This window comes from Nitrospirillum goiasense (assembly GCF_034427435.1).
GTDB lineage: Bacteria > Pseudomonadota > Alphaproteobacteria > Azospirillales > Azospirillaceae > Nitrospirillum.
The window spans coordinates 645,388-658,790 of record NZ_JAXQNP010000002.1; the positions used below are offsets into that span (position 1 = coordinate 645,388).

Annotated in this window: 13 protein-coding genes and 1 tRNA gene; 9 read left to right on the forward strand and 5 right to left on the reverse strand. The window is 66.9% G+C overall.

All coding sequences use genetic code 11. The features are described from left to right. Positions 1 to 396: a hypothetical protein gene (locus tag ULB03_RS05310; RefSeq protein WP_322482214.1), complete on the reverse strand. Its 396-nt coding sequence runs from the start codon at positions 394 to 396 to the stop codon at positions 1 to 3. Between the two features lie 229 nt (positions 397 to 625). Between ULB03_RS05310 and ULB03_RS05315 the strand changes: the two genes are divergently transcribed. Continuing rightward, on the forward strand, positions 626 to 1,432 hold the full coding sequence (locus ULB03_RS05315) for a hypothetical protein (protein ID WP_322482215.1): 807 nt from the start codon (positions 626 to 628) through the stop codon (positions 1,430 to 1,432). Between the two features lie 27 nt (positions 1,433 to 1,459). Here the strand turns inward: ULB03_RS05315 and ULB03_RS05320 are convergent, their stop codons facing one another. Beyond that, positions 1,460 to 2,308 (reverse strand): tetratricopeptide repeat protein, encoded by an 849-nt coding sequence (locus tag ULB03_RS05320; protein WP_322482216.1) that lies wholly within the window; start codon positions 2,306 to 2,308, stop codon positions 1,460 to 1,462. Between the two features lie 413 nt (positions 2,309 to 2,721). On the opposite strand from ULB03_RS05320, the gene ULB03_RS05325 reads away from it, so the two are divergent. Further along, positions 2,722 to 3,405, forward strand: a complete 684-nt coding sequence (locus ULB03_RS05325; protein ID WP_322482217.1) for an NAD-dependent epimerase/dehydratase family protein — start codon at positions 2,722 to 2,724, stop codon at positions 3,403 to 3,405. Here ULB03_RS05325 and ULB03_RS05330 read toward each other — a convergent pair. Together ULB03_RS05330 and ULB03_RS05335 are read right to left on the reverse strand one after the other, a co-directional pair. Continuing rightward, entirely contained in the window at positions 3,393 to 4,124 is a 732-nt protein-coding gene (locus ULB03_RS05330) for a hypothetical protein (protein WP_322482218.1), read from the reverse strand. The genes ULB03_RS05325 and ULB03_RS05330 overlap by 13 nt on opposite strands. Before the next feature lie 275 nt (positions 4,125 to 4,399). Continuing rightward, positions 4,400 to 5,071 carry a glutathione S-transferase family protein gene (locus tag ULB03_RS05335; RefSeq protein WP_322482219.1) on the reverse strand — a complete coding sequence of 224 codons (672 nt, stop codon included), beginning with the start codon at positions 5,069 to 5,071 and terminating at the stop codon, positions 4,400 to 4,402. Between the two features lie 195 nt (positions 5,072 to 5,266). On the opposite strand from ULB03_RS05335, the gene ULB03_RS05340 reads away from it, so the two are divergent. From ULB03_RS05340 to ULB03_RS05350, 3 genes are all read left to right on the forward strand, one after another. Continuing rightward, positions 5,267 to 5,614, forward strand: coding sequence for a GNAT family N-acetyltransferase (locus tag ULB03_RS05340; protein WP_322482220.1), 348 nt, complete (start codon positions 5,267 to 5,269; stop codon positions 5,612 to 5,614). Between the two features lie 171 nt (positions 5,615 to 5,785). Next, entirely contained in the window at positions 5,786 to 6,322 is a 537-nt protein-coding gene (locus ULB03_RS05345; protein ID WP_322482221.1) for a hypothetical protein, read from the forward strand. A gap of 17 nt (positions 6,323 to 6,339) precedes the next feature. Then, complete coding sequence (locus ULB03_RS05350) at positions 6,340 to 6,864, forward strand: hypothetical protein (RefSeq protein ID WP_322482222.1); 525 nt, start codon at positions 6,340 to 6,342, stop codon at positions 6,862 to 6,864. A gap of 78 nt (positions 6,865 to 6,942) precedes the next feature. On the opposite strand, the gene ULB03_RS05355 is transcribed toward ULB03_RS05350, so the two are convergent. Beyond that, complete coding sequence (locus tag ULB03_RS05355) at positions 6,943 to 8,208, reverse strand: polyhydroxyalkanoate depolymerase (protein ID WP_322482223.1); 1,266 nt, start codon at positions 8,206 to 8,208, stop codon at positions 6,943 to 6,945. 440 nt (positions 8,209 to 8,648) lie between these two features. Between ULB03_RS05355 and recQ the strand changes: the two genes are divergently transcribed. From recQ to ULB03_RS05375, 4 genes are all read left to right on the forward strand, one after another. Further along, positions 8,649 to 10,673, forward strand: a complete 2,025-nt coding sequence (recQ, locus tag ULB03_RS05360) for a DNA helicase RecQ (RefSeq protein WP_322482224.1) — start codon at positions 8,649 to 8,651, stop codon at positions 10,671 to 10,673. Between the two features lie 109 nt (positions 10,674 to 10,782). Then, a tRNA-Thr gene (locus tag ULB03_RS05365) sits at positions 10,783 to 10,857 on the forward strand. A gap of 148 nt (positions 10,858 to 11,005) precedes the next feature. Then, positions 11,006 to 11,704: a phosphate signaling complex protein PhoU gene (gene phoU, locus ULB03_RS05370; RefSeq protein WP_322482225.1), complete on the forward strand. Its 699-nt coding sequence runs from the start codon at positions 11,006 to 11,008 to the stop codon at positions 11,702 to 11,704. Between the two features lie 772 nt (positions 11,705 to 12,476). Next, positions 12,477 to 13,139 (forward strand): TerC family protein, encoded by a 663-nt coding sequence (locus ULB03_RS05375; protein ID WP_322482226.1) that lies wholly within the window; start codon positions 12,477 to 12,479, stop codon positions 13,137 to 13,139. The last annotated feature ends 264 nt before the right edge of the window (positions 13,140 to 13,403 follow it).

Consider the following 13,403-nt stretch of genomic DNA (forward strand, 5'->3'; position numbering starts at 1 on the left):
TTACTTCTTGGGCGCGGCGGTTTCGCTGCCGGCTTCGGCCTTGGCCTTCTTCGCATGATGATGGGCGACCTTCTTGGTCTCCTTCTTCGTGCCCTCGGCCTTGGTTTCCGCCTTGGCCTCGGTCTTCGTCTCGGACACCTTGGCGTCGGACTTCACCTCGGCGGCCTTGGTCGCGTCCACCGGCTTGCCAGCCTCGGCGGCGTTCTGCGCCGGGGCGGTCGTCGTGGCCGCGGGGGTGCCCGCAGGGGTGGCGGCGACGGGGGCGGCAACGGTCGTGGAGGCGGCGGCCTTGGCCGGGGCGGCGGGGGTGTCCGCCGCGAACGCCCCGTAAGACACCATCACAGCCGCGGCGGTAGCGAGGGCCAGCAGGGGACGGCGGTGGGCGAACATGCTCATGGTCGTGATCCTTGGTTTGATCGGGCGTCCCACCATCGGGGCGCAGGGTCATAATCCCAAGGGATGAGGGCCGTCGTTGGCCCGGATTATGGCAAAGACGCGATTTCATCACGGCCTTTCCGCCGAACTCCTTGCCGAAAGATTAAGACTTTTCCGCCCTATATGCCCGGCCGCCGCCGCGTACTATGAGCGTCGGGCGTAGGCGGGGGCTGGGGCTGGGGCGGGTGGCATGGATAGCGCGAAGGACCTGAAGGACCGGGAGCACATCGCCAAGCTGGTCCGCCTGATGGGGTCGGAACACGAGGGGGAGGCCACCACCGCCTTGCGGAAGCTGCAGGGTGCCCTGAGGCAACGCGGCCTGAACTTCAACGACCTGGGATACTGGATCACCCAGCCGGCACCCACCGCCACGCGAACGGGACCAGCCGACCACACCGCCTGTAACCGCCGCGCCAACGACCTGACGCGGCAGAACCAGCAACTGACCCTCAGCCTGCGGGAGGCCCAGGCCCAGCTTACCGCCGCGCGCGCCGCCGCCCAAAAGGCGGAGGCCCGCGTGGTTCAGTTGACGACGGAAGGGGAGGCCGCGCGCCGCCAGGGCCGCCGGCACTGGTGGGCCCACGGAGCCGCAGGCGCGCTGGTGTGCGCCCTGGCCGTGCTCATGACCGTGCATTCCGCGACCGTGCCACCACCGCGCCCCGTGGCCACGGGACCGGGGGGCCACCCGGTGGCCACCGATGATCCGCGACCCGCCGTACCCGCCAAACCGCGCGTCCCGGCCAAGCCAATGACGGCGCCCACGGATGCCGTCCTGCGCCGTGACCGCGAAATCGCCGAGCGCACCGCCTATCTCTACGGATCGCCGGGCCGGGAAGAGACCATCGACACCCTGTTGACGCCGCACACCCCGGTGGAGGTGCTGGCGGGCGACGTGGTTCCCGGCTGGCTGCGGGTCCATGTGGAAACCGAAGACGGGGACAAGGTGGGTTACGTCCAGGCGGGCCGTATTGGACCCCGCGCGGCCGGAGCGCCTTGAAAGGGGAGGGACCGTGAGTTGGGGCCGTCACTGGCCCTTGGGCTGGTCGTCCGCCTTTTTCCCATCGGTCTTTGGCGTCGCCTTGCCCGCCGCGTCATCCTTCAGCGGGTCCTTGCCATCCAGGCGCAGGATGTTGTCCTGGGCGGCGGCGCCGGCGGCGGTGTCGCCCGCCACCTGGACGGCGTGGGACCAATCGGCCTTGGCCCCGACCTTGTCGCCCCGGTCGGCCTTGATGTTGCCGCTGAGCAGCAGGCCCTGGGCGTTGTCCGGGTCCAGCGACAGGGCCATGCGCAGGTCGCGCCCGGCCTCCACGTCGCGGCCCAGGCGGTGCTTGGTCTCCGCCCGCATGATGATGGCGTCAACGCGCCCGCCATCCAGGGTCAGCGCCCGGTCCAGGTCACGCAGCACGTCCCACCAGCGCTCCGCCCCCGCCCGCTCGGTGGCGCGGTCGATCAGCAGGTCGGGATCGGTGGGCTGCAGGCCGATGGCCTTGGTGTAGTCGATGTCCGCCTTGGCGTGTTCCTTGGCGTTGAACCAGGCCCAGCCCGCTTTGCCCCACAGTCCCGCCGTCACCTTGGGCGGCAGGCCCAGGGCGGGAATCACCGCCTCCAGCGCCACCGCTGATTCCTTGTATTCGCCCCGGAATAGCTGCGCCATGGCCTGGCAGAGGCGGGCATCGTCGCCGCCGCCCTTCTTTTCCCACAGCTGGGCCTCGGCATAGGCGAAGTCGGGCAACTGCTTCGCCCGCTCCAGGCAGGTGTCGCGGTTCAGGGCCACGGGCGCGGCACCGGCCGCGCCGGCGATGCCGCACAGGACGGTGACCGCCGCCGCCAGGCGGGCGGAAAAGCGGAGGGGGTGCTTGAGGGTAATCATCATGGCGCCTAGAGTCCCGAACGGCGGATGGATCGCAAGTGCTTTCATCCCGGGCCTTGCCGATTCGGGCGCGGCCACGGGTCACAGGATAGCACGGGCGGACACCGCCCCGGCAGGCGTGGATCCCTGCCATCCTGAAGGTGCAGGGGTCGCCGCCGGCGCCCCTTATGGTTAACGGAGCCTGATGCCATGCCGCAGTCCCCCCGCCCCGCCGCCTGTTCTGCTTCGGCCTGGGGTTCAGCGCCACGGCCCTCGCCCACCGGCTGCTCGATGCCGGCTGGCAGGTCGCCGGCACCTGCCGCACGGCGGAGAAGGCGGCCGCCCTGCGCGCGCGGGGCATCGAGGCCCATGTCTTCGGCCCCGGCCAGGCACTGGACCCGGCGGCCCTACCCGGCACCACCCATTTGCTGGACTCCGTGCCGCCCACCGCGGAGGGGGACGGCGTGGTGGCGGCGCTGACGCCCGCCATCCTGGCCCTGCCCAGCCTGCGCTGGGTGGGCTATCTCTCCACCACCGGCGTCTACGGCAACCGGGACGGCGGCTGGGTGGACGAATCGGCGCCGGTGCAGCCCAGCACGGAACGGGGCGTGGCCCGCGCGGTGGCGGAGGGACAGTGGATGGCCCTGCATGAGGCCCACGGCCTGCCCGTCCACCGCTTCCGCCTGCCCGGCATCTACGGCCCCGGGCGCAGCGCGCTAGACCAGATGCGAGCCGGCACAGCGCGGCGGGTGGACAAGAAGGGCCAGGTGTTCAGCCGCATCCACATCCACGATCTGGGCAGCGCCCTGATGGCCAGCATGGACCGGCCCAATCCCGGCGCCATCTACAACGTCGCCGACGACCATCCCTGCCCCTCGCCCGAGGTCGTGGCCTATGCCGCCGAGTTGTTGGGGCTGGAGCCGCCGCCCCTGGTGCCGTTCGAGCAGGCCAACCTGTCGCCCATGGCTACCAGCTTCTATGGGGAGAACAAGCGCATCTCCAACGCCCGCATCAAGGCGGAGCTGGGGGTCACCTTGCGCTATCCCAGCTACCGCGAGGGGCTGGCGGATCAGTTGAGGGCGGACCAATTGGCGGCGGAGAGCGACGCTCACCGCCCCTGAGGGGCCGCCGGCGCGTAGGCGGAGAAGGTGACGCGGGCGGTCTGCGTCGCCTTCTGTGCCACGTCCAGCCCGCCGCCCTCGGCCCCGGCGCCGTCCGCCGTCTTGGCCATGGCCATCATTGGCGCGCGCGGGGCCATGCCGCCGCCAATCACCGGGGCGTTGAAATCCACCCGGCCGACGCGGAAGTCCCGGCCGGGGAAGGCGGTGTTCAGCCCCTTCATCTCTTCCGTGACGCGGCGGTACAGCGTCTCTCGTAGGCGGGTGCGGACGGCCTCCTGCTCCGCCAGGGTAGGGGTGAAGTCCACGCCCGCCACGCGGATTTGCAGGCCGGCGCGGCTGGCCTGACGCGCCCGGTCGGCCAGGCCGCCCAACTGCGCCTCGGGCAGGCGCGCCTCCAGCTCCGCCCGCCAATGGTCCAGGCCGGCGGCGTCCTGCTGCCGGTCAAAGGCGACGACACGCCACTCGCCCTTGTCCGACACGCTCTGCGCCGCCTTCAGCACGTCGGCGCGGGCGGAACCGGCGTTGCCGCCGCCGGCGTCCACCGTCAGGGACACGCGGGCCGTGTCGGTCTTCACCCAGTCCTCCGCCATCAGGGTCAGGGTCACCTGGTCCTGCACCGGCGGGGCCGTCATGACCTGCGCCGTGGCGGGGGCGGCGGCCAGGGGCAGGGCCCCGAGGCTGGCGGTCGCGATCAGGGAGGCGGCAATCAGGCTGCGCATCGGGGTCCACCCATCGTTCCTTGGCCGACGCGGAATGCACCGGCGATCCCCTTGCTTGTGGCAAAGGGTCACGGCGGATTTATGGCGGGAACAAATCAGCGGGATGGCTTGGCAAAACCAGCGCCCCCCAACCACCAGCGGCATGGGTTTCATGCCGCTGTAGGCCGCGACCGCGGCCGCCGGAACTTTTCGGGGAGCGTAAGCGGACTGGAAAGCGAGGATAAGCCCAGGGTGCGGATGCGCCCGCCCGGCGTCTGAGGGGGGAAAATTAAACCTTAAAAATCCAAATCCGCGTAGTGCTTGGGCGGCGGGGCACCGGGCAGGTGGTCGCCCAGCAGGGGACGGAAGCTGGGCCGGCACTTGATGCGCATGTACCAGTCCTTGGCCTCGGGATGCTGGTCCCACGGCACGTCGCCGAGATAGTCGATGGTGGACAGGTGGGCTGCCGCCGCGATGTCGGCCAGCGAGAACTCGTTGCCCGCCAGCCACTTCCGCCGGTCCGCCAGGTAGGCGATGTAGTCCAGGTGGTAATGGATGTTGGCCAGGCCGGCGCGAATGGCCTGGGCATGCGGCGTGCCGGAGCCGGAGAAACGCTTGATCAGCTTTTCGCCCACCAGGTTCTCCGTCACCTCCTGGTTGAACTTCACGTCGAACCAGGCGGCCAAGCGCCGCACTTCCGCCCGCAGCAGCACCTCGCGCCCCAGCAGGGTGGGGGCGTGGGGGTAGGCTTCTTCCAGGTAGCTGCAGATGGCGGCGTGTTCCACAACCGTCGCCCCGTCATCCTCGACCAGCACCGGCAGCTCGCCCGCCGGATTCAGCGCCAGGAACTCCTCACGGCGTTCCCAGGGCTTTTCGACCTCGAGTTCGACCTCAAGACGCTTTTCCGCCAGGACGACGCGCACCTTGCGCGCGAAGGGGGACAGGGGATGATGGATAAGTGTACGCATGAGGGCGGCAATCTAACGTAAGCGCGTTGAATCCAATAGAGCCTAAAGGCCTTAAGCGGAGATCACCCTATGGCCAAGCCCGAGTCATCCGCCCTAGGAATTAAGATAGAGCCCATTGGCCCCGATGACGAGGCCGCATGGCGTCCTTTATGGGATCAATACTGCGCTTTTTACCAGACCAGCGTGGATAACGCTGTGACATCTACGCTGTGGACCCGGCTCATGGACCCGGATTTCGCCATCAAGGCGCTGGTGGCGCGGGATGGCGATGGCCGCATCCTGGGCTTCTGCCATTACGTCCTGCACCCCAACACCTGGGGCACCAGCCCGATCTGCTATCTGGAAGACCTGTTCACCGACCCGGCCAGCCGTGGCCAGGGCGTGGGCCGGGCCCTGATCGAGCGCCTGGTGGCGCTGGGACGGGAGAGCGGCTGGGGCCGCGTCTACTGGCACACGCAAGCGACCAACACCACCGCCCGCCGCCTGTACGACGGCGTGGCCGGCGGCAGCGATGGCTTTGTGCGCTACGTGATACGTCTGTAGCGACCGAGACAATCTGACGCAGCCCCGCCCTCACCCCGCCGTCGCTGTTCCATTGACACAAATGCCAACAACCAACACTCCATCTTCTTGAAATCGGGCTCTTAAAATTGAGTTCGGTTCATTAGCGCGCCGCAATGGGCAGAATGATTTGTTGATAAATAGGGATAGGAAATGTTTCTCGAAAAAATGAAGGCGGTCATCGCCACGGTCGTATTGCTTGCTGTTGGTGGCTGCACGTCCAGCAGCACGACCCAGTCCAGTAAATCACCGCAATACACGGCCACACTGACGAAGCTGTTCGTGATCACCAATATGGGAAACGGCCTGCGCACGACGTTCGGCGACGAAACCGACGACTTCATTGCGCTCAGCAAAAGCAGCCTGGACAGCTGCGGGATTAAATCGGAGTTCCACACCAGGGACGACAAGCTGGCACTGAAGGACACCCTGTCCCAGCAGATCGCCCAGTTCGGCCCTGATGCCGTCTTGGAGCTGTCTTGGACCAAGGACGTCTCAGGCCGAGCCACACACGTCGTCAACTACACCGCCAACCTCTATGACCCGAAAAGCCGGTCGGTGGTGTGGACGGCGACCATAACCCTGAATCAGCACTACAAGGCTGGCGCGGAGATGGCGAGCGCCCTGATCGGCCAGATGAAGAAAGATGCAGTGCTGGGCGCGTCCTGCCAGACGCCCAAGGCATCTTGATGAGCAGGATGGAGATCATGACGTTCAGAAAAATCATGACGAGCGCCGTCTTGGCGGCACTACTCTCCGCCGGCGGCTGCGTTTCCAGCACCAAGGTCGAATCGAACCGGGCGACCGATTACACCCCCAACATCAAGAAACTGTTCATCCTTCCCAATCTGGGAAAGACGCTAATCACTGCCGACGGTAACGAGACCGGGCACGTCCTCGCCCTGCTCAAGGCTGGGTTCGAGGGATGTGGCATCATCGCCGCAGGCTATGCCGTGCAAGCCCTGGCCACCCCCAAAGCCATCGATGACGCAGCACCCGACGCCGTCCTGGACATCGCCTGGACCAAACAGACGCAACAGGGTTACGACAACACCGTCGATTATCTGGTGTCCCTGTACGACAGGCACAGCAAGGCCGTCGTCTGGAAGGCCTCTGTTCAGCTCAGCCAGCACCTAAAGGCTGCTGAGGAACTGTCCTACGCCATCACCAGCCGCATGCAAAAAGATGGACTGATCGGCGCCGCCTGCGTGACGCCTAAGCCCACTCTGTGATCCGTCCGGAAGCCGGCAATAAAAAAGGGGCGGCCCAATCGGGACCGCCCCTTTTTCATCTCAGCAGATGACCGTCGATCACACCGCCGCACCCTTGCGCGGTGTAGCCGTAGCCGCGCGCTCATGGCTGCGGATGAAGGACCGCACGCGCGGCATGATGTGCTCACGCCAGCGACGGCCGTTGAAGATGCCGTAATGGCCGACGCCCAGTTGCAGGTGGTGCTGTTTCATCTCCTCCGGCAGGCCGGCACACAGGGCGTGCGCCGCCACCGTCTGGCCGGGGGCGGAGATGTCGTCCAGCTCGCCCTCCACCGTGAACAGGGCCGTCTTCTTGATGGCCGAGGGGTCGACCCGCATGCCGCGGTAGTGCAGGGTGCCCTTGGGCAGGGCGTGCTCCTGGAACACCAGATTGACGGTCTGCAGGTAGAATTCCGCCGTCAGGTCCATGACCGACAGGTATTCGTCATAGAAGCGGCGGTGCGCCTCGGCGCTTTCGCCGTCACCGCGCACCAGGTGATTGAACATCTTCATGTGCTCGCCGACATGCCGGTCCAGGTTCATGGACATGAAACCGGTGAGCTGGACGAAGCCGGGGTACACATGGCGCATGGCGCCGGGATAGTAGGGCGGGACGGTGGTGGTCACCGTGCGCTCGAACCAGCCGATGTCGCGGGTCTCCGCCAGCTGGGTCACCTGGGTGGGCGACACGCGGGTGTCGATGGGCCCGCCCATCAGGGTCATGCTGCGCGGCTGGCAGTCGTCGGCGGTCTGGGCCATGACGGCGGCGGCGACCAGGGTCGGCACCGCCGGCTGGCAAACCGCGACGACATGGGTGTCCGGGCCCAGGAAGCGGATGAAATCCATCACGTATTCGACGTAGTCGTCGAAGTCGAAGCGGCCGCGGGCCAGCGGCACCAGCTTCGCGTCCACCCAATCGGTGATGTAGACGTCGTGGGCCGGCAGCAGCGCTTCCACCGTGCCGCGCAGCAGGGTGGCGTAGTGGCCCGACATGGGGGCCACCACCAGCACCTTGGGATCGCTGTGCGGCGTCGCGCGCTCAAAATGGCGCAGCACGCAGAACGGCTTGCGCAGCGCCGCCTTTTCCGTGACCGCGACCTCGCGCCCGTCGATGTGGGTGATGTTGAGGCCGAACTCCGGCTTGCCCCAGCGTCGGGTGGTGCGCTCGATCAGCTCACCGGCGGCGGCCATGGCACGGCCCATGCCGGTGTAGGACGCGGGCACGAAGGGGTGGCGGAACGTCGCCTGCGTCGCCTCCGCCACGAGGCGGAGGGGGGTGAGGGCGGCATGGTGCAGGTCAAAGAGCTGGTAAAGCACGCGGATCATCCTCGTCATTGGACGTGGCGGCGCCGTACGTCCCGCGCTGCGGGGCGGCGTCTCGGGAGTAAATAGGCTTTGCCGCGTCCGCGGCCCCAGGCGCGCCGCTACCCCACATCCACCGGAACCTATATCCGGAGGGGTAGGCGGCCTTCCAACTATGCCTGTCCATTATCCTAGCTAGGTAAGGATGAAAAGGTCCTTAATGAAGGCGATGAACGATAGCGGTCACATTTCCGCAACGGAACCATCTTTCGTCCCCTAAGGCAGGCTTTTCCAAGTCTAGTTAACAACTCCCGGTGTTCGCGGGATGTTCCGTCCACGTTGGGCGACGCCGCAGGAAGCAGTGGACAGCGCCCCCTTGGCACCCCTAGATATTGGCTTATCCTAAGCACGCACCCGCTATCCCTGGCCCCATTCGCGGCATCTTCCGCTGGTGGGACCCGGCCATGCCCAGAGCCGTCATGTCCCACGCCCGGCCCCTTCCCCTCGCCCTGTTCGACCAGGATCCCGGCACGCCGGACTCCGGCTATCCTGATATGGGCCACCCGGACATGGGCGACTTCGTGCCTGACCATTATGGCGACGCGCCGGAGCCCAGCATCATCCACGGCGACTGGCCGGAGGATGAGGCGCCCCAGGGCACGCGGGACCCGGTGGCGACGGCGCGGGACATCCTGAAGCGCGTCTACGGCTATTCCGCCTTCCGCGGCAACCAGGAAGACATCATCACCCATGTCATCCAGGGCGGTGACGCGCTGGTGCTGATGCCCACCGGCGGCGGCAAGTCGCTGTGCTTCCAGATCCCGGCCCTGGCCCGGCCGGGCGTGGCCATCGTCGTCAGCCCCCTGATCGCCCTGATGCGCGACCAGGTGGACACGCTGCGCCAGGCGGGCGTGCGGGCCGCCTACCTCAACTCCACCCTCGACTGGCGCGAGGCGCTGGACGTGGAGCGGGCGTGCGAGCGCGGCGACCTGGACCTGCTCTACGTGGCGCCGGAGCGGCTGGTGACCCCGCGCTTCCTGGAATTGCTGGAGCGCTCGCGCCTCTCCCTGTTCGCCTTGGACGAGGCGCATTGCGTCAGCCAGTGGGGCCACGACTTCCGGCCGGAATACCTGCAGCTGTCGGTGCTGCATGAGCGCTTCCCCACCGTGCCGCGCATCGCGCTGACGGCCACGGCCGACGCGCAGACCCAGGCCGACATCGTGGAGCGCCTGGCCCTGGGCGAGGCGCGGCAGTTCGTTTCCAGCTTCGACCGGCCCAACATCACCTACCGCGTGGCGCCCAAGGACAACGAGCGGCGGCAGCTGCTGGACTTCATCCGCCGCCACCATGCCGAGGATGCGGGCATCGTCTATTGCCTGTCGCGCGCCCGGGTCGAGGCGCTGGCCGACTGGCTGAAGGAGCAGGGGCTGGACGCCCTGCCCTATCACGCCGGCCTGGACCCGGCCGTGCGCCAGGCCAACCAGGACCGCTTCATCAAGGGCGAGGGCGTGGTGGTGGTGGCGACCATCGCCTTCGGCATGGGCATCGACAAGCCCAACGTCCGATTCGTCGTGCATATGGACGCGCCCAAGAGCCTGGAGGCCTATTACCAGGAAACCGGCCGCGCCGGCCGCGACGGCCTGCCCGCCAACGCCCTGATGCTGTACGGCCTGCAGGACGTGGTCATGCTGCGCCAGATGATGGACGCCTCGGACAGCAGCGCCCAGCACAAGCGGACGGAGCGGCGCAAGCTGGACGCCCTGCTGGGTTTCTGCGAAACCGCGCATTGCCGCCGCCAGGTGCTGCTGACCTATTTCGGGGAGGAGCATCCGGGCAATTGCGGCAACTGCGATACCTGTTTCGAACCGGTGGAGACCTGGGACGGCACGGTGGCGGCGCAGAAGGCCTTGTCGGCCGTCTACCGCACCGGCCAGAAGTTCGGCGTGGGCCACCTGATCGACGTGCTGCGCGGCGGCGCCACGGAAAAGGTGGTGCGCTTCGGCCATGACCAGCTGAAGACCTTCGGCTGCGGCGCCGACATCTCCAAAAGCGACTGGCAGACGGTGTTCCGCCAGTTGGTGGCGCTGGGCCACCTGACGGCCGATCCGGAGGGGCACGGCGGCCTGATGCTGACCGACCAGGCGGCATCGGTGCTGAAGGGGCAGGAAACCGTGCGCCTGCGCCGCGACCGCGCCGTGCTGTCCGGCGATGGGCGGCGCGGCGGCGGACGGACCGGCGGTGGCCGGACGGGCCCCTCGCTGGCGCCGCCGGACGACAAGCTGTGGCACAAGCTGAAGGCCGTGCGCCTGGAACTGGCCAAGGCCCAGGGCGTGCCGCCCTACGTCATCTTCCACGACAGCACGCTGATGGAGATGGTGATCAGCCGCCCGCGCGACCTGACGGGCCTGGGCCTGCTGCCCGGCGTGGGTGTGCGCAAGCTGGAACGCTATGGCGCGACTTTTTTGGACGCCATCCTGGCGGATGGCTGAGTTCCCCCAGGCGCCGGGCGCCTGAGGCAAACTAAATAACCTCAAAATCGCACCGCGCTGTTGCCATCCGCGTTTCGGTCTGCTAATACCCCCCTCCATTCCAAGGGGCGCCCCAATAGCTCAGTGGTAGAGCAACCGCTTCGTAAGCGGTAGGCCGTTGGTTCAAATCCGACTTGGGGCACCATCCTTCCCATCATCCCCGCATCGCCGATCGAAACCGCGTCCAACCGGGCGCTGATTTGCCGTTCCCTGCGACGGACGGTCGCACGATTGCAATACGATGACGGTATGGTGGCGCCACCCTGGTTTCCACCCTTCTGGATGCACCGCCCATGTCCGAGCAGCTGCCCCGTCACATCGTCACCTCCTACGAAAACGAACTGCAGCGGCTGGACGCGCTGCTGGCGGAAATGGGCGGCCGGGCCGAGCAGCAGCTGGAACAGGCGACCCGCGCCGTGCTGGACCGCGACGACACGCTGGCGCGCGAGACGGTGGCCCAAGACCAGGTGCTGGACGCCCTGGAGCATGAGGTCGAAAGCCTGATCATTCGACTGCTGGCCCTGCGCCACCCCATGGCCATCGATCTGCGCCACACCTTGGCCGCCCTGAAGGCGGCCAACGCCCTGGAACGTGTGGGCGACTACGCCAAGAACATGGCCAAGCGCGCCCTGGTGCTGAACGCCGTTCCCGCCATCGCCGCCACCGCTTCGGTCGGCCGCCTGTCGGACCTGGCGCGGCGCCAGCTGGCTGGTGCCATCGAGGCCTTCACCCGCCGCGACACCGCGCTGGCCGCCGAAGTGTGGCGTCGCGACCAGGAACTGGACGACATGCACGCCGGCGTGACGCAGGAGATTTTCGCCTTCGTCGCCAAGGACGCCAGCCTGATCGAGGCTTGCACCAGCCTGCAATTCATCGCCAAGAACCTGGAACGCGTGGGCGACCTCGCCACCAACATCGCCGAGATGGTGCAGTTCGACGCCACCGGCACCTTGGTGGAACCGGCCCGTCCCCGGGGCGGCGAAGCCCACTGACCGCTTGCGGCCGAGGCGGACGGTCCCAACCGGGTCGAAGCCGGCGTCCGCCCCTGCCTGGACTTTAATCCACGCGAGTCTTGAGGCTCTCACGGGCTCGGCGCCTGGTGCACCGGCCCGATTTTTCATCATCGCCCACAACTGCTTCGTTTTCGGGCCGCCCCAGTGCCTGGGTCCGGCACGTGGCTGCAAAAGCCATGCCTGCGCGCCGCGACAGGTCGCGGGAGAATTCCCGAATCGCGTGTGGGCCCGCCCGCAAACGCCGTTTCTTTTCCCTTTTGCAGTTAAGCCTTTAGCTTAATTCCGCGACGTTCCTGCCTTTTCAAGTTGCTAAATCAACCCCAACCACAGGTTCGCCTCTTATGAATTAACACGTTCATCATTTGGGTATAGAGCTACGATCTCAGGCAACTTTCGCAGACGCGGCGTCGCGTAAAACAATACATATCCTTTTGCTACAGGTTCATTGCTTGACATCGTTTACGCCATGGGTTTTACGTAATGTGTCCTGTATCACAGAGCAGGACCCAACTGCCAAAACTCTCGGCCCGCCACTTCTTGAAGTGTGCGGGCCGTATTTATCCAAAATACATTCTACCCCCTGGATCGTTTCTAGGCCATCAACGCCCGGTACCTGTCCGGGCTCGTCCAGAGGGCTGCCGTTGCGGCGCCGGGCCGGGTCTATTGGGCGCGTCACCATGCGATGTGGACGCGCGATTATGCCGCAGCCGTGCTATGAAGGGTCGATCCACGACCGGAACGGCTGTGCCCCATGCTGCTTGCTGAACTGACCGCCCTGATCCAGGTGCTTCTCATCGACCTCGTCCTGGCCGGGGACAACGCCCTGGTGGTGGGCATGGCGGCCAGCGGCGTGCCGGTGGAAAAGCGGCGCAAGGTCATCTTCTGGGGCATCGGCGTGGCCGTGCTGTTGCGAATCGGCTTCGCCCTGCTGGCCACCCGCCTGCTGGACATCATCGGCCTGACGCTGGCTGGCGGCATCCTGCTGCTGTGGGTCTGCTGGAAGCTGTGGCGCGAACTGCGCCAGCACAGCAAGGACCAGGCGGCGGCGGACGCGGCCACGGCCGGGGACGTGGAGGGGTACGAATTGCCCAAACCGTCGGTGGCAGGCAAAAGCGTGGGCGTGGCCATCCGGCAGATCGCCCTGGCCGACGTTTCCATGTCGCTGGACAACGTGCTGGCGGTGGCCGGCGCCGCGGAGGACCACACCCGGGTCATGGTGCTGGGCCTGATCCTGTCCGTGGCGCTGATGGGGGCGGCCGCCACCCTGATCGCCCGGCTGCTGGCCCGCTTCTTCTGGATCTCCTACATCGGCCTGGCCATCATCGCCTACGTCGCCTGCCACATGATTTGGGACGGCGGGACGGAGGTGGCGCCCTTCGCCCAGCCCCTGATCGACATGATCAAACGGATTTAAGCCGCCCGTGGCCGGGCGGTCGCTGCGGCGTTCGTCCCCGGGGCCGGGGGCTGGGGAATCTCGGCAGGGGAGGCATGCGATGTCGCCCCCACCGCAACCGTCCGGGCATTTGATCGCAGGCGCAAAAAGCGGTAAACCTCGCGCGCGCGCCTTTCCGCGCAAACCTTTCGATCAAGGGCGTCCCCAGCCCGGTATTCTTATTTCATAAGGGTCTCAATAAGGGGACGTCGCGAAGGGTGTCGGAATGGCCGTCCGCATCGCTGG